This window comes from Salinimicrobium sp. TIG7-5_MAKvit (genome assembly GCF_049569215.1).
GTDB classification, from domain to species: Bacteria; Bacteroidota; Bacteroidia; order Flavobacteriales; family Flavobacteriaceae; genus Salinimicrobium; species Salinimicrobium profundisediminis.
The window spans coordinates 3,316,428-3,332,012 of sequence record NZ_CP145903.1; the positions used below are offsets into that span (position 1 = coordinate 3,316,428).

A 15,585-nucleotide genomic window follows, 5' to 3' on the forward strand; every position below is an offset into this window, starting at 1 on the left:
TAACCAATAACAAACACGGAATTAACCAGTAACAAACACGGACAACTGAGAACCTAAAACTGAAAACCGTCTTTGCGCTAAACAAAATCCACCGTTACCGTATCCCTGTACTCGAGTCCGAAGAGGGTAGAGGCACTGCCCACCGTACTGGGATTACTCTTGTAGATCGCCAGTTCAATATATCCTCCCGAATTAAAGATGGCCAGTTTTTTACCATCTTCCCGGTTGATCATATCGGTGTCAAAATTGATGGCTTCGCTGTAGGTGTTATAGATATCGGTAAAAGTAGCGGTCCTGGCACGCATACTAAACTTTCGGCCTTTGCCAATTTTCTCAAAAAGCTTCTTCGGTATATTTGTCACCACGTTGCCGTAATTGTCAATGTAGATTACATTTCCTTTGATTTGGTTCATTTCAGGATTGATAAGGGTTTCCATTTCCTTTAGCTGCTTTATTCCGGGAATGGATTTTCCGATAACTTCCAGGGTGCCACCTCTTGACAGGTGACCGGCAACTTTCACAAATACATCCAGAACCGGAAAATTACTCTGAACCTTATCATGTATATTGATCTCTACAATCTTTTCGGGAACATATTCCGAAGCAATTAAAGAGAGGATACCATTGTTGGCACAAATGAAGTAATGCCCGTCAAGTTTTAATGCAATATGTTTATTTTCAGGCGTAAGTTCAGAGTCTACCCCAATAATATGAATACTGCCTGCAGGAAAGCTTCTGTAGGCGTTTTTAATGATGTAAGAGGCTTCAGTAATGTGAAACGGGGCGATGGAGTGGGAGATGTCTACAATCTTTGCCGAAGGTACCTCGGTGTAAATCGCTCCTTTAACTGCCCCTGCAAAATGATCTTTTTCCCCAAAATCTGTCGTTAAGGTAATTATGGCCATGGGCAATTTCTAATAATATTTTTCCTAACTTAAGCCTTTATTTAGCTAAGTTTGTAATGCAAATCTAAAGATAATTAACTCATTTTTTAAATTTAATCCGGTCGCTTTTGAACGAACTTATCATTGAACTTTCTGAAATTAGTCCCAGAGATTTTTTTGGGGAACAAAATTCACATATCGAGCTTTTGAAGAAATATTTTCCAAAGCTTAAAATTGTGGCAAGAGGCAATAAACTTCGCATTTACGGTGACGAAGAAATGCTCGAAGAATTTGACAGGAGGTTCAATATGCTTATAGACCACTACGGAAAATTCAATCGTCTCGATGAAAATTCCATAGAACGGGTACTTACCAGTGAGAGTAAAGAAGACTATGAAACTTCAAATGAAAGCGGGGAAGTGCTGGTTCACGGCGTGAGTGGCAGGATGATTCGCGCTCAAACAGCCAATCAGCGTCGCCTGGTAGAGTTGATGAAGAAGAATGATATGGTTTTTGCCATTGGTCCCGCCGGTACTGGAAAAACATATACGGGGGTGGCTTTGGCAGTAAAAGCGCTAAAGGAAAAGCAGGTAAAAAGGATCATTCTTACCCGGCCTGCTGTAGAAGCAGGAGAAAACCTCGGTTTCTTACCCGGTGACCTTAAAGAAAAGCTCGATCCATACATGCAGCCGCTCTATGATGCGCTGCGCGATATGATCCCACACGAGAAGCTGGAAAGCTACATCGAAAAAGGAGTGATACAAATAGCTCCCCTTGCTTTTATGCGGGGCCGTACACTAGACCATGCTTTTGTAATTCTCGATGAAGCACAAAATACCACCCATGCCCAAATGAAAATGTTCTTAACCCGAATGGGAAAGAGTGCAAAGTTCATGGTAACGGGTGATCCCGGCCAAATTGACCTTCCAAAAAGGGTGACTTCAGGGCTTAAAGAAGCAATTCTTGTCTTGCAGGATGTTGATGGGGTGGGAATTATTCATCTTGATGATAAGGATGTTATTCGCCATAAACTCGTGAAGAAGATCATCGCTGCTTATAAAAGAATAGAAAACGCCGAATAAAAATGTCATTTTTGAGATCCTGCGCTAGCAGGATCTTTTCATATAACCTCATATTTTAATGAACACTATTACCGCTACCAATTTTAATTTTCCGGGACAGAAAGAAGTTTATAAAGGAAAAGTTCGGGATGTTTACACCCTTGAAGATAACCGGCTGGTCATGATCGTGACCGACAGGCTATCGGCCTTTGATGTTGTAATGCCAAAAGGAATTCCTTATAAAGGACAAATCCTCAACCAGCTCGCTACAAAAATGATGAAAGCTACAGAAGATATCGTGCCCAACTGGCTACAGGCCACACCCGATCCTAATGTGGCAGTAGGGGAGAGCTGCGAGCCTTTTAAAGTTGAGATGGTGATAAGAGGATATCTCACCGGTCATGCTGCCAGAGAATATGCCAGCGGAAAACGAAGTCTATGCGGAGTACATTTACCCGAAGGTATGAAGGAAAATGAAGCTTTTGCCGCACCTATTATTACGCCCACCACCAAGGCAGATTCAGGCGAGCATGATATGGATATTTCGCGCGAAGAGATACTCAAAAAAGGAATTGTTTCTGAAGCAGATTACAACACTCTCGAAATCTATACCCGACAGCTTTTTCTTCGTGGAACCGAGCTTGCAAAAAAAAACGGGCTCATCCTGGTTGATACAAAATATGAATTTGGTAAAACAAAAGATGGAGAAATAGTACTTATCGACGAGATCCACACGCCCGATTCTTCCCGCTATTTTTATGCTGAAGGTTATCTGGAAAGACTGGAATCTGGAGAACCACAAAAGCAACTTTCCAAAGAATTTGTGAGGCAATGGCTTATTCAGAATGGCTTCCAGGGAAAAGAAGGTCAGCAAATTCCGGAGATGAGCGAGGAGTACATCAATTCAGTTTCCGAACGTTATATTGAACTTTACGAACAAATTACCGGCGAACAATTCATAAAAGCCGACATCTCAAGGATCGAAGAGCGGATTGAGAAAAATGTGCTGGAGTTTCTTAGGAGTTAGGATTGAAGAAGTTAGATTTTAGAAATACGAAGTTAGAAGTCAGTTTAACAGATTGCCAGGTTGAGCTTTTTTCATGATCGGTAGGGCGTGAAAAAAATGTTCGAAGCCGCTATTTGAACAATGTCTCTCAGAAAATAAATTGCCCCGACTTTCGAGTCGGGAACTAATGCGATCCAGTTCAACAGGGCTTTAGCCCAACCTGTGTTCCAGATAAGCGCCTATTATGTCACCTTAGATATTTTCAAACCTATAGGGCCACACCCAGAACTATCTAAAAAAATTATAGTCTTACTTTTCTTACCACTGCCTGCTTAACCTTGCGCACTGCCAACTGAAATGAACTTCCCTGATTAGTGTTGACCGGTTTTAGATATTAATTTTCATTATCAAAAATAGTAATTATTGGACGGTCTTTTGTTTTAAGGGTTAACCAATAATTAATGAACTTTTCTGGATTTCTTTTCCCCAGATGATCGTGTGATCTTTTGTTGTTATAGTTGTTCACTGCTTTATTTATCTGGCTCTTGAGCTGATTAAAGGTTTTTGGCTTCCAATGATCCAGATACTCTTCTTTAATTGTTCTGTTAATCCTTTCGGCATAGGCATTGTCCTGGGCGCTTAAAGCCATACTTATAGTTGTTTTATTTGATTTTAAAAGATCTGTGTAAGACTTATAAGTGTACTGGCTTCCACGATCTGAGTGATGGATTTTTGGAGCTTTATTATCTTTTAAAGCCATCTTTAAAGCCTTTAGGTTTGCTGTCCCTCTCATGTGATCGGAGACTTCATAACCCACTATTTTCTTAGTGTAAACATCTATAATAAAGACTGCATAATAAAATCTATCTCCTACCCTGTAGTAAGTAATATCGCTTTGCCATACTACCGAAGGTGCATTGATCTCTATGCCTTTTATTTTATTGGGATAGTAGATGCTACCTGCAATGGTAGTACGCCTGTAGTTCTTTTTCCTTTTGAGACGATAACCTAATTGCATAAAAGTCTCAACAAAGCGATCTCTTCCAATAAAATTAGGCTTTAAGGTATAATACATTTTCTCCACCCCACAACCAGGATGGTCTCTACGAATATCATCGGCTTCAGACATTAACTCCATCAAGCGACGATCAAATAAAGTCTGTCTTCGCGCATATTGATGTACAGCCTGTTTACTGATTCCAACACTTTCATAAAGTTGATTCATAGAAAAACTTATTTGTTTTTTGTTTTCCCTGAACCATGTGATTGTGGGGTGCTGTAGTTTTTTTTAATGTCGATATCCAGCTCTGTCTTGGCTAATTCGATCATTTTTTCAAAATACTCTACCTGGATCTGTTTACGTCCTAAAGCAGCTTCAAGTTCCTTGATCCGGGATGCCATTTCCTGCATCTTTTTTTCGCTACTGTCTTTCATTTCTACAACTCTAAAACCTTTCTCGTTAAAGGTAGAAAATTTATAAATCCAGCTATAAATGGAGTTATTACTTACACCGTGTAGCTTCTCAAGCTGAGGAACACTATAGTCTCCACTTTCAAAGTCTGCTACAATTTGTTTTTTAAACTCTAAGGAATAATGTCTGTGCTTCTTTACCGAGCGAATGTTTGCTTTCATATAAGTTGATTTTAGTGGTCAACCTATATCAGGGACATACAAAATTCGTATTTCTACCTTCGTAAATCTACCTTCGTACTTCATTTCACTTCCAGCACCAGCAAATAATCAGGGCCTCCTGAAAGAGGGTAGCCTTCAATTTTTTCAGCAACCAAAGTGACCTTTTCCTCTACATAATCATTCAGGTCTACTGCATCACTTTTGAGAGCATAGAACTTGTCGTCTGCAGTAGTAATGGTATGGGTGCCGTATTGGTAAGAGGTTATTCCCTGTTCCCGAATGATGCCGGTCAATTCCATGGTTTTCTCATTTGCTTCAGCCGAAGCGGGATGATCTTGCTTAGCCTGGCTGTTATTGCAGGTTTGTAGAGATAATAGTAAAGTAACTCCTGTAAAAATAATAAGTGCTAATTTCATAAGTAGTTTTAATGGTTAGTCTTCATATAATTTAAGCCGATTTTGCAGCTGCCTCACTTCATTCTGTAAGTGGGAAACCCGGTCAAGTAAATGATTTATAGCCTCTATGCCTTCCAGGTTTATATCCAGGTCATAATGCAGGCGCATCAAGCGTTCCAGCTCCCTTATTTGCTCCTGTTCTATGTATTCATTTTCTTCAATAATCACTGTCTGTATCAGGCCGTGTTCGGTGAGCGATTGTATAAACGAATACTCCAGTTTGTGGCAGTGACAAAATTCTACGATTGAGATATATTGATCATCCATTTTTTCGCAGTTTTTTCAGTTCCTGTAAAAGTTCCTTTTCGCGCGTACTCAGATGGGTTGGGATCTTTAGGGTATAAGTTATAAATAGATCACCAAATTTGCCATCTTTTTTATACACCGGAAAGCCTTTTCCTTTCAGCTTTACGGTAGTGCCATTTTGAGTTTCAGGCTTTACGGTAAGTTTTACCTTTCCGTCAAAAGTATCCACCATGAGTTCGCCGCCCAATATAGCCGTAAAAATATCCAGCTCCACGTCTTTATAAAGATGCTGCCCTTCGCGTTTAAACGTGCTGTTGTTGTTAATGGCAAAAGTGAGGAGCAAATCTCCGCTGGGCCCGCCGTTCATTCCTTCGCCACCATAGCCTTTAATCCGTATGGTTTGCCCGTTTTCCACTCCTGCAGGAATGGTGATCCTTATGTTCTTTCCGTTTACGGTAAGGGTTTGTTTGTGGGTTCTGTAAACATCGGTGAGGTTAAGTTGCAGTTCGGCGTTGTAATCCTGCCCCCTAAAACGCGTGGTTCTCTGTCTTCCGCCAGCAGCTCCTCCAAACATAGATTCAAAAAAGTCTGAAAAATCCCCACCTTCAAATCCGCCGCCGCTAAAACTCTCTGCACCGCCAAATCCTGCGGTTCTTCCGCCAAAACCGCCACCAGACTGCCGCTGATACTGTTGTTGGGCTTTTGCTTTTTCAAATTCTTCGGCATGTTGCCAGTCTTTGCCGTACTGGTTGTATTTTTTCCGCTTTTCGGGGTCTATGAGCACTTCGTGAGCCTCATTGATCTGCTGAAATTTCTTTTGGGCAGCGGTGTCGTTTGGGTTGAGGTCGGGGTGGTATTTTCGGGCCAGCTTTCGGTAAGCCTTCTTAATATCACTTTTAGTAGCATTCTTATCCAGCTCTAAAACCTTGTAATAATCGATAAATTCCATAGGTTTTTCTGAAGTTTAAAAAATCCTGTATTTATTTAAAGATACATATTTCAGAAAAAATAACGAACGTGGGTAACATTTATTCCTTCGGAAAAATACCTCTCAAAAATGTCATTTTTGAGTACCCACTGAAAATTTATTTGTTTTTGAAGAAGCTTTTCCTAATTTTAAAAAATGGAAAATCTACAATTACGCACCTTTGCCGACTATAAGAAGGCTTACAAAAAAAGCATAAAAGATCCTGAAGCTTTTTGGGATGAAGTAGCATCTACTTTTACCTGGCAGAAAAAGTGGGATAAAACCCTGGAATGGGATTTTAAAAAACCAGAAGTAAAATGGTTTCAGGGCGGAAAGTTGAATATCACAGAAAACTGCCTTGACCGTCACCTGGACACCCTGGGAAATAAAACTGCCATAATTTGGGAACCTAACGACCCTGATGAGGAATCCCGCTACATTACTTATAGGCAGCTTTTTGTAAAAGTTTCCCATTTTGCGAATGTGCTCAAGAACAATGGCATTAAAAAAGGAGACAGGGTTTGTCTTTATATGCCCATGATCCCCGAACTGGCCATTGCTATGCTTGCCTGCGCCCGTATTGGCGCTGTTCACTCTATTGTGTTCGCCGGATTTTCCAGCTCTGCCATTGCAAAGCGGATTAATGATTCAGATTGTAAGATGCTCATCACGGCAAATGAAGTTTACAGAGGTTCCAAAAAGGTGAATTTAAAGGAGATGTGTGATAAGGCCCTGGAGCAAACTCCCGGGGTGGAAACAGTAATTGTTTATCGCCGTACAGTAGAACCAACACCTATGAAAGAGGGGCGGGATAAGTTCTGGTTTGATGAACTTCAAAAAGCCGAAAAAGAATGCCCTCCAGAAGTTATGGATGCCGAAGATATGTTGTTTATACTTTATACTTCAGGCTCAACAGGAAAACCTAAGGGCATGGTGCATACAGTGGGAGGTTATCTCGTGGGTACTACTTACTCCTTTCAAAACGTGTTTCAGCTAGAGAAAGATGATGTGTACTGGTGTACTGCCGATATTGGCTGGATCACGGGTCACTCCTATATTATTTACGGTCCGCTGGCTTCGGGTGCCACTACCGTGATGTTTGAAGGAATTCCCAGTTACCCTGACTACGGAAGGTTTTGGGATATTGTAGATAAATTAAAGGTCACCCATTTTTATACTGCCCCTACAGCAATAAGATCGCTTGCTAAACAACCCCTGAGTTTTGTAGAGAATCATGACCTGTCTTCTCTCAAAGCCCTCGGAAGTGTAGGCGAACCAATTAATGAGGAAGCCTGGCACTGGTATAATGATAATGTTGGGAAAGGAAATTGCCCTGTGGTTGATACGTGGTGGCAAACCGAAACCGGCGCTATCATGATTTCACCGCTTGCCGGGATCACCCCTACCAGGCCAACTTTTGCCACCCTGCCACTGCCGGGTGTACAGCCTGTGCTAATGGATAATGAAGGAGAGGAGATCCCCAATACCACCGAACCTGTTGAAGGTAGGCTGGCCATTAAGTTCCCCTGGCCATCTATTGCGCGTACTATTTACGGTGACCATCAACGTTATAAAGAAGTCTATTTTTCTACTTTTGAAAACAATTATTTTACAGGTGACGGGGCATATCGCGATGCCACAGGTAACTATCGAATTACAGGAAGGGTTGATGATATCGTTATTGTATCTGGTCACAACCTGGGAACTGCTGCCATAGAAAATGCTATTGATGAACATGAAAACGTAGTAGAGAGTGCGGTAGTAGGTTTTCCACACGAAGTTAAAGGGAATGCACTTTATGCTTACGTTATTCTCTACGATAAAGTGGAACCTTCGGAAGAATTGGAAAAAGAAATCAAAGATATTGTTTCTCAAACCCTGGGCCCAATTGCAAAACCTGAAAAGATCCAGTTTGTTAGCGGACTTCCAAAAACGCGAAGCGGTAAAATTATGAGGAGGATTCTAAGGAAGATCGCCTCTAATGATACCGATAATCTTGGGGACACTTCAACGCTGCTCAACCCCGAAATTGTGGATGAGATCATGGCCGAGGCTAAGCATGATTAAATTGGCGTAGAAAAAATAATTAATTTACAGGGAGATGAATTTTTAGGATTAAAGCTTTAATAGTTCCTTTAATTTCATCTCCTTTTTCTTGTCGATTTTTCCGAGGATCTTTAGGAAAGCTATTGCAGTAATGAATGCATCGCCAATTGCGGTATGCCTGTCTTTAACATCAATAATAAAAGCTTCGGCAATTTCATCTAGGGAATAATTTTTCTCCCTGTCTATGAGGTTGGAGTTTAATAACGTCTTCCTGTACAAATATCCCGTATCCAAAACCGGATTTTTCAATTTTGGCAATCCCTTTCTTTTCAATGCTGAATTGATCATTTTAATATCAAAAACCGCGTGATGGGCAACCAGGGCGGCATTCCCTATGTACTTTAAAAATTTGCGGATAGCTTCTTCTTCTGCAAGGCTTTCAGTTTTTTCCTCCTTAAGTATACCGTGAATTTTCACCGATTCGGGATTAAATCTTTCCTGCTGTAAATAATGCTCGAAAGTTTGAGAAACATCTAATTCATTAGACTTCACTTTCACAGCACCAATACTCAGGATTCTGTCGTTTTTATAATCAAAGCCCGTTGTCTCTGTATCTAAAACAACAAAAGTTGTCTGCGAAACTAATGCAGGTAGTTCCTCCTGAAATTTCGCTTCGTAAGCGTTCCAGAATTCTGGGTAATCTGGACTTTCTTTTCTAAAAAAATTAAACATGATATCCCGAAATTTCGAATCTAATCTTTACAAGATCCTGCACTTCTTTTAAGCTTCTAAAGCACCGTTTTAACTTCATTTTTTCCTCCTTACTTAGTTCTTCGAGTTTGATGAACCTGCCGTTATTACGTTCTTTAATACCTTGTTTTGTTCGAAATTTCAGAAGAGCTTTAGATGCAAATGAACAGGCGAGGTAAAGTTCACTGTTTGATGGTTCCAGTTGTGCCAGTTTATCAAATCTTTCGGAAGTATTGCTCAAATTTTTAACCTCGTGGGAGAGGATCAAAAGCCTTCCTGCATCTGTGAGGGGTGTTATGGCTCTCTTTTTAATATCAAAAGTGTCTTTGTTTTCCCCATCATGTTCTACTACGAATTGCCTAAAAAATCCAAGAGGCGGCGGATTTCTTAATGTAACTGCAGCCAGGGCAGAAGTGAATCTTCTGTTGTTTCTGGTTAATTCAAAAATGTGGTCAGATAGTGCGTTAGATAATTTTACATTTCCGTAAGAGATATCAAAATCAAAGAATATTGAACTTAGCAGCAATTCATCATTTCCTGCGTTAGTGATCCATAGTGCCACCTGCTCTTTCCATTCCGAAAGACTTTTACACCATTGCTCATTTTTCGCCATTGTATTTACGGGGCAATATTCATAACCTATTATACTCAGGCGTTTATTTACCTTTTTTGCCAATTCAAGAAAATAAGCTTTGGTAGCAGCATGATGTTCAGGGGCAACATCTGCAAAAATTATGGCGTTGTCCTGGTCGGTTTGCAGCAGTTGCTCTTTCCGGCCCTGGCTCCCTAAAGACAGCCAGGCAAATTCGGCTGGGGGAGGAGCAGGCATTTTTTTAATACATCTTTCTACGATCCTTTTTATAGAGGCATCATTAAGTTCAAAAATGATCTTTGAGATAAGGTTTAGAGGAATATTACTTTCAAGATACCCCCTTAGCAACAAAGTAATTTTATTCCGGATCTTCTTCAGTTCATTGGTGCTGTTGGACCGCTGAATAGCCTTCATAAGTATCGAAGGGTTATTCCCTTCAGACAGCATGATGTTATGAGCAGAAAGAATCCCGATGACCTGTGAATTTGGAGTGCCGTCTTCAGTAATACAAATATGGTCAATCCCGTGTTTCATCATAGTGAGTTGCGCCTGCGAAATAGTAATGCCTTTTGAATAACAAATCACAGGGGAACTCATGATTTCTGAAACAGGAACTGCTTCAAGAGCCATTTCGTTAGCAACAAGGTCTCTAAAATTTTCATCGGTAACTATACCCACAGGAATATTGTCTTCTACAACAACAAGAGAACCTACCATTCTGGATTTCATTTTCTGTGCTGCTTTTTGAACAGTGGTGGCAGGAGAAATGGTAATTACTTTACGGGTAATGGGTGCCGGTTGTAATTCAAAAAGATTTTGCGCTGCAACTACGGGGGGAGTTGAGGTGAGAAGTTTTCCTTTGTCTCCCGAAGCATAAGGGTTTCGGGTATTTGAAGCAAAACTCTGCAATAAAAATTCTCTTACCCTCGGATGATTTTCTGCAATGGGTTTAAAGATATCAATAGGAATTCCATACAATATAGACTCTTCGACGGCCAGGGTTTCCAGCAGGTAATTTTCTTTCGCAAACAATGGCCGCAACCCAAAAATATCGCCTTCATCACATTTATCTATGGTCTCAAAAATGTCATTTTGGGGCTTTAATACTGAAACCGCTCCCTTATTGACCACGTAAAAGTACTGATGCTGTTCTTCTCCGGCTTTAAAAATGCTTCTTCCTTTTTCAACATAAACCACTTTCACTTCGCTGGCAAGGGTGTAAAGCTGTTCTTGCTGAAGCAGGTCAAACGGCGGAAAATTCTTCAGAAAATCGGCTATCCTGGCTGCTATGGTGTTTTTCATACAGCTAATTTAGGCAAAAGAAATATGTGGAATATTCTATGCTGAAGCCTTTTTTAAGAAATTTCAGAAGGATTTTTTTCAGCAGAAAATGAAAGGCAAATTAAGATATAGCTTCTTTTTCTTCCAGTTCTATTTCAAAATCTTTGAGTAATTCAAGAAGTACTTCTTCAGTCTGTGAAAGATTAGGTTTGGAAGTGCGTTTTCTTTCCACCTTTTTGAAATAAGTAACAATATCCCCGGTTTCATAAAGCTTGACCACGTGTGGGTGTACGTAATAACTGCGGCATACGCTACGCGTATTGTTCAAAGCTTCGGCGGCGGCATCATAAGCTTCAAGAATGTTCTTTTTATTCTGCTTTTCTTCTTCAGTAAAACCTATTTCCCGAAGTTTCTCAAAAAATATCTTAGTAGCGCTCCAGGTCCTGAAATCTTTAGCCGAAAAAAGTGCGCCGCTCAAATCCTGTATGTACTCGTTGACCATCCCGCTATCAATGCTGTGCTTTTTTCCGTCTTCCCCAATATATTTGAAGACCTCCCAACCCGGAATTTCCTCACATTGGTTCACCAGCTTAATGAGCTTCTTATCGCGTACCGATACCGTATTTTCAATGCCGTGTTTCCCAAAAAAGTTGAATTGCATTTCCCCTTTTGAGATCTTTACATGCCGACTTCTAAGTGTGGAAAGTCCGTAAGATTTGTTTTGTTTGGCGTAAGTCTCATTACCAATGCGAATGTGGGTTTCCTCCATGAGCCTTATAATCAGGGCCAGCACTTTCTCCTGCGGCATGCCCTTTTTGTCAAGGTCTTTGTCTACCTGCGCCCGAATTTCAGGTAAAACTTTTCCGAAGGAGATCATTTTGTAAAACTTGGTGAGATTTCTAAGCTTTGTCCAGTCGGGGTGGTACATGTACTGCTTGCGTTGCTTGGCATCCAGCCCCACGACCTGTAAGTGCCCGTTGGAGTGGGGGCAGATTCGCACTTTTTCCCACGCTGGTGGGATTACCAGTTTTTTGATCCTTGCCAGGGCCTCTTCATCTTTTACAGGCTCTCCCTCGTGCAGGTATTGATATCCTTTTCCTCTTTTGCGGCGTTCTATGCACAGGTCGTCTTCAGAAGTATATTGAAGATTTGCCTTTTCGGCGGCCAGGTCTGGGTTAGAGATGAGTGAATTTACTTCATCTGAAGAAAGCACCATGAATTTTTTTTCCTAAATATAGTTTTCATCGATATCTCTTCTATGTAAAGAAATGTGAAAACTTCAGAAAAAATAAAGCCTCCTAAAAAAAGGAGGCTCAAAAATGGCATTTTTGGATGCTATTTATTCAAAGTAGCTAAAGGTATCCCCATCCTTTAGTTGCAATAAACTTTCATAGATCAATTTGATAACGTTTTCAACATCATCGCGGTGCACCATTTCAACAGTGGTGTGCATGTAGCGTAGGGGAAGGGAGATCAAAGCCGATGCCACACCGCCGTTGCTGTAGGCAAATGCATCAGTATCTGTCCCTGTCATTCTTGAAGAAGCCATACGTTGGAAAGGGATCTGTTTGTCTTCAGCAGTTTGGATGAGAAGATTGCGCAGTTTGTTTTGAACGGCCGGTGCATACGAGATTACCGGGCCATCTCCAATTTTGGTAAGGCCGTTGGTCTTTTTCTCGATCATGGGGGTAGTGGTGTCGTGCGTAACATCGGTCACTATGGCAACATTAGGTTTAATGCGCTGGGTGATCATTTCGGCACCTCTTAGGCCAATTTCTTCCTGTACCGAATTTGTAATGTAAAGTCCGAAAGGTAATTTCTTCTTATTCTCCTTCAGCAGACGGGCAACTTCAGCAATCATAAAACCTCCAATGCGGTTGTCGAGAGCACGGCAAACAAATTTGTCCTTATTCAGAATAAAAAACTCATCGGGGTAGGTGATCACACAGCCCACGTGAACGCCCAGGGCTTCCACTTCCTCTTTAGAAGAGCAGCCAACATCTATAGAAATATTGTCAAGTTTTGGAGCCTGTTCCTTCTCCTTATCGCGGGTATGGATAGCTGGCCATCCAAAAACCCCTTTTACAATACCATTTTTGGTGTGAATGTTTACCCTTTTGGAAGCGGCGATTTGATGATCACTGCCGCCATTACGAATCACGTAGATAAGTCCGTCGTCGGTTATATAGTTCACATACCACGAGATCTCATCGGCGTGACCTTCTATTACTACCTTATATTTTGCTTTGGGGTTTATCACTCCCACGGCGGTACCGTAAGTATCTGTAATGAACTCATCAACATAAGGTTCTATGTAATTCATCCACAGCTTTTGGCCTTCCCATTCGTAGCCTGTAGGCGCTGCGTTATTTAAATATTTTTCTAAGAAATCTATCGACTTTTCAGTAAGAATTTTTTCCTGACTCATTATTTTATTCTTTTGCACGAATTTAGGAAGATTTGAAGAGCTGACAATTTATAGATAATGTAATTTTGGAATGATTTTAGCTCCCATGTTGAAAACGAATATTTTGAAGCAGATTTTATTCATTTTTCTCTGTTTGATCCCGGCCGCTGCATTTGCTCAGGTTAAAGAGCCCGTGCAGGACAGTGTGGAATATGAATATTACATCATTGAGGGAGATACCATTGCACGTTCACATATAGACCTGGGCGAGGTACTTATTTTGAGCAGGCTTAAGTTTGATAATGATCTTGAAAGACGTAAATATCTTATTCTTCGCCGTAAGACGATAAAAGTTTACCCTTATGCCAAACTGGCTTCAGAGCGTTTGGTAGAGCTTAATAGCAGGCTTGATCAAATAAAATCCAGGCGTGATCAAAAACGCTACACAAAAATAGTCCAGAATTATATTGAAAATCAATTCTCGGCCGAATTAAAGAAATTGACCCGCACCGAGGGACAGATCCTTGTAAAATTGATTCATAGGCAAACCGGGATTACGGCTTTTGATCTTGTTAAAGATCTCAAGAGTGGCTGGCGGGCTTTTTGGTACAATACCACAGCCAGTTTCTTTGATATTTCGCTGAAAGAAGAATTCGATCCAGCAAAAAATCAGGAAGACTATTATATAGAAGATATTTTACAAAGGGCCTTTCAGGGAAGACAGCTAGAAAGACAACCCTCTGCGCTCGACTATAATTTCCTCGAACTTACAGATAAATGGTCTTCCCCTGCTGCAAAAGGAGACCGCAAATCCTGATAATTTTAATCATTTGGGCGTTCCCCGCCTTCGCTACCGCTCATGCGGGTCGGGCTATCCGCTCCAATCTTTTTGCTCGTGCCTTGCAAAAAGGATTTCCGCTGCTATCCCTAACGCGGGTACACGTCTTCGATTCATAATAATGTAATGGGATTGGGGTTTTTCGTTTTCGATTGGCATTGAAATAATCGGATTGGATTGTTTGTTTTGATTCCTATTAATGCAATTCGATGGATATTTCGTTTATCAGCTATAAACATTTGACCCCTTCGGGGTCATCCCTGCTGAAGAATAATACAAATACCGATCCTTTGGATCCGGATGGTTAAACCCTAACAGGTCTTTGTAACGTAATAGGTCACGAGCCCAAGACACAATGGGTCTTATTACTTTAATTACAGGAACAGGTTACAAACCACGTCCCTGAAGGGGTCACATGTTTTTAACCTGGATACCGTGATGATCCCGACCCCGAAGGGGTCGCACCTTTGTGAATGTCACCTCTCAAAAATGCCATTTTCGGCACCTCTTATCTCATAAGGTATGTCTCAGGGTCCGAAGGAGCCATATAATAGTAGTACTTTCACAAAATTGCACCTCCTGCTGGTAATTGATCTACATATTATATATAAGACATATCATGTACCCCCAATCCCGAAAAGGGATTGGATGACTATAACAGGAGTGGAGGGAACTGTGACCCCTGAAGGGGGGGCAATATTTATAACCAAGAGATCACGCCCCACACGACCCCGGCGGGGTCGCACCATCGAAAAATGCCCATCCTTGTAACCATACATCCTCTACTTTCAATTTCAGGATAAAAAAGTGTAGAAAAAATCTCTCTTCAAAAATGTCATTTTCAGCACCTTAGTTTTGGGGTTTATAAAATTGTCAAAAAAACCTTAAAATATTTTTGTTGGAGGCTTGTGGGATTAGAATTCAGTTGTATATTTGCAGCCGCTTTGAGAGGGAGTGACGGGGGTAGGAGAGACGGTGTCTGAGCCTATATGTAGCAAGCCTTTAAAGCGAATAAGTTCTCTGAAATTTTTTTGAATTTTATCTTGGATTGTAAAGGAAATTGCTTTTATCTTTGCATCCGCTTTGAGAGGCACGGTAAGTGTTCTTTTAGGGTTGAAAAAGTTCTCTAAAAAACATTTTGAAGTTAAGTAATAAAGGTTGTAAGTTTGCATCCGCTTTTACGGGATTAGCTTCGAGAGTGGCTGAAAAAAAATAAAATTTTTTTATTGTCAGTTTCAAAAAAGGTTGTACATTTGCATCCGCTTTGAGAGAGAGCGAAAGTTCATAAAAACATGCTGAAACGAAATCCCGGGTTGGGTGAGATAGAATAAGGTTCGACTCCTTTGATTTCAACAAGACGATCCTTCCAGTAATACGGAATGATTCTCCCCTTATAAAGGGGAGGTGCCGAAGGCGGAGG

14 protein-coding genes are annotated in these 15,585 nt (G+C 40.9%); 4 read left to right on the forward strand and 10 right to left on the reverse strand.

Going from position 1 to position 15,585, the window contains the following annotated elements; all coding sequences use genetic code 11:
• Positions 1–77: 77 nt before the first annotated feature.
• On the reverse strand, positions 78–905 hold the full coding sequence (locus V5739_RS14895) for an SAM hydrolase/SAM-dependent halogenase family protein (protein ID WP_423818821.1): 828 nt from the start codon (positions 903–905) through the stop codon (positions 78–80).
• Positions 906–1,012: 107 nt separating this feature from the next.
• On the opposite strand from V5739_RS14895, the gene V5739_RS14900 reads away from it, so the two are divergent.
• Positions 1,013–1,966 carry a PhoH family protein gene (locus V5739_RS14900; RefSeq protein ID WP_423818822.1) on the forward strand — a complete coding sequence of 318 codons (954 nt, stop codon included), beginning with the start codon at positions 1,013–1,015 and terminating at the stop codon, positions 1,964–1,966.
• 58 nt (positions 1,967–2,024) lie between these two features.
• Positions 2,025–2,972, forward strand: coding sequence for a phosphoribosylaminoimidazolesuccinocarboxamide synthase (locus tag V5739_RS14905; RefSeq protein ID WP_423818823.1), 948 nt, complete (start codon positions 2,025–2,027; stop codon positions 2,970–2,972).
• 373 nt (positions 2,973–3,345) lie between these two features.
• On the opposite strand, the gene V5739_RS14910 is transcribed toward V5739_RS14905, so the two are convergent.
• The 5 genes from V5739_RS14910 to V5739_RS14930 all read right to left on the reverse strand — a co-directional run bounded on the left by V5739_RS14910 (position 3,346) and on the right by V5739_RS14930 (position 6,233).
• Positions 3,346–4,176 carry an IS3 family transposase gene (locus tag V5739_RS14910; RefSeq protein ID WP_423818825.1) on the reverse strand — a complete coding sequence of 277 codons (831 nt, stop codon included), beginning with the start codon at positions 4,174–4,176 and terminating at the stop codon, positions 3,346–3,348.
• 8 nt (positions 4,177–4,184) lie between these two features.
• The gene (locus tag V5739_RS14915; protein WP_423818826.1) at positions 4,185–4,583 is read right to left on the reverse strand and encodes a transposase; all 399 of its coding nucleotides are present in this window, start codon (positions 4,581–4,583) and stop codon (positions 4,185–4,187) included.
• Positions 4,584–4,663: 80 nt separating this feature from the next.
• Positions 4,664–4,999, reverse strand: a complete 336-nt coding sequence (locus V5739_RS14920; RefSeq protein WP_423818827.1) for a hypothetical protein — start codon at positions 4,997–4,999, stop codon at positions 4,664–4,666.
• A gap of 15 nt (positions 5,000–5,014) precedes the next feature.
• Positions 5,015–5,305, reverse strand: a complete 291-nt coding sequence (locus tag V5739_RS14925) for a chaperone modulator CbpM (RefSeq protein ID WP_345598456.1) — start codon at positions 5,303–5,305, stop codon at positions 5,015–5,017.
• A complete protein-coding gene (locus tag V5739_RS14930; protein WP_423818828.1) occupies positions 5,298–6,233 on the reverse strand; it encodes a DnaJ C-terminal domain-containing protein in 936 nt (311 codons plus the stop codon). Before V5739_RS14930 ends, V5739_RS14925 begins: the two co-directional genes overlap by 8 nt.
• Positions 6,234–6,407: 174 nt before the next feature.
• On the opposite strand from V5739_RS14930, the gene acs reads away from it, so the two are divergent.
• Complete coding sequence (acs, locus tag V5739_RS14935) at positions 6,408–8,318, forward strand: acetate--CoA ligase (protein ID WP_423818829.1); 1,911 nt, start codon at positions 6,408–6,410, stop codon at positions 8,316–8,318.
• A 48-nt stretch (positions 8,319–8,366) separates the two neighbouring features.
• Here the strand turns inward: acs and V5739_RS14940 are convergent, their stop codons facing one another.
• The 4 genes from V5739_RS14940 to V5739_RS14955 all read right to left on the reverse strand — a co-directional run bounded on the left by V5739_RS14940 (position 8,367) and on the right by V5739_RS14955 (position 13,348).
• Positions 8,367–9,029, reverse strand: coding sequence for a 3'-5' exonuclease (locus tag V5739_RS14940; RefSeq protein WP_423818830.1), 663 nt, complete (start codon positions 9,027–9,029; stop codon positions 8,367–8,369).
• Complete coding sequence (locus tag V5739_RS14945) at positions 9,022–10,941, reverse strand: DUF294 nucleotidyltransferase-like domain-containing protein (RefSeq protein ID WP_423818831.1); 1,920 nt, start codon at positions 10,939–10,941, stop codon at positions 9,022–9,024. The genes V5739_RS14940 and V5739_RS14945 overlap by 8 nt, the downstream gene beginning before the upstream one ends.
• A 100-nt stretch (positions 10,942–11,041) precedes the next feature.
• Positions 11,042–12,136, reverse strand: a complete 1,095-nt coding sequence (locus tag V5739_RS14950; protein ID WP_423818832.1) for a DNA topoisomerase IB — start codon at positions 12,134–12,136, stop codon at positions 11,042–11,044.
• Positions 12,137–12,259: 123 nt separating this feature from the next.
• Positions 12,260–13,348: a M42 family metallopeptidase gene (locus V5739_RS14955; RefSeq protein WP_423818833.1), complete on the reverse strand. Its 1,089-nt coding sequence runs from the start codon at positions 13,346–13,348 to the stop codon at positions 12,260–12,262.
• Between the two features lie 103 nt (positions 13,349–13,451).
• Between V5739_RS14955 and V5739_RS14960 the strand changes: the two genes are divergently transcribed.
• Positions 13,452–14,144: a DUF4294 domain-containing protein gene (locus tag V5739_RS14960; RefSeq protein WP_370866507.1), complete on the forward strand. Its 693-nt coding sequence runs from the start codon at positions 13,452–13,454 to the stop codon at positions 14,142–14,144.
• Positions 14,145–15,585: the final 1,441 nt, after the last annotated feature.

Coding starts and splice junctions, on each gene's coding strand:
- V5739_RS14895 (WP_423818821.1), bottom strand. CDS start 905: ATGGCCATAATTACCTTAACGACAGATTTTGGGGAAAAAGATCATTTT.
- V5739_RS14905 (WP_423818823.1), top strand. CDS start 2,025: ATGAACACTATTACCGCTACCAATTTTAATTTTCCGGGACAGAAAGAA.
- V5739_RS14910 (WP_423818825.1), bottom strand. CDS start 4,176: ATGAATCAACTTTATGAAAGTGTTGGAATCAGTAAACAGGCTGTACAT.
- V5739_RS14915 (WP_423818826.1), bottom strand. CDS start 4,583: ATGAAAGCAAACATTCGCTCGGTAAAGAAGCACAGACATTATTCCTTA.
- V5739_RS14920 (WP_423818827.1), bottom strand. CDS start 4,999: ATGAAATTAGCACTTATTATTTTTACAGGAGTTACTTTACTATTATCT.
- V5739_RS14925 (WP_345598456.1), bottom strand. CDS start 5,305: ATGGATGATCAATATATCTCAATCGTAGAATTTTGTCACTGCCACAAA.
- V5739_RS14930 (WP_423818828.1), bottom strand. CDS start 6,233: ATGGAATTTATCGATTATTACAAGGTTTTAGAGCTGGATAAGAATGCT.
- acs (WP_423818829.1), top strand. CDS start 6,408: ATGGAAAATCTACAATTACGCACCTTTGCCGACTATAAGAAGGCTTAC.
- V5739_RS14940 (WP_423818830.1), bottom strand. CDS start 9,029: ATGTTTAATTTTTTTAGAAAAGAAAGTCCAGATTACCCAGAATTCTGG.
- V5739_RS14945 (WP_423818831.1), bottom strand. CDS start 10,941: ATGAAAAACACCATAGCAGCCAGGATAGCCGATTTTCTGAAGAATTTT.
- V5739_RS14950 (WP_423818832.1), bottom strand. CDS start 12,136: ATGGTGCTTTCTTCAGATGAAGTAAATTCACTCATCTCTAACCCAGAC.
- V5739_RS14955 (WP_423818833.1), bottom strand. CDS start 13,348: ATGAGTCAGGAAAAAATTCTTACTGAAAAGTCGATAGATTTCTTAGAA.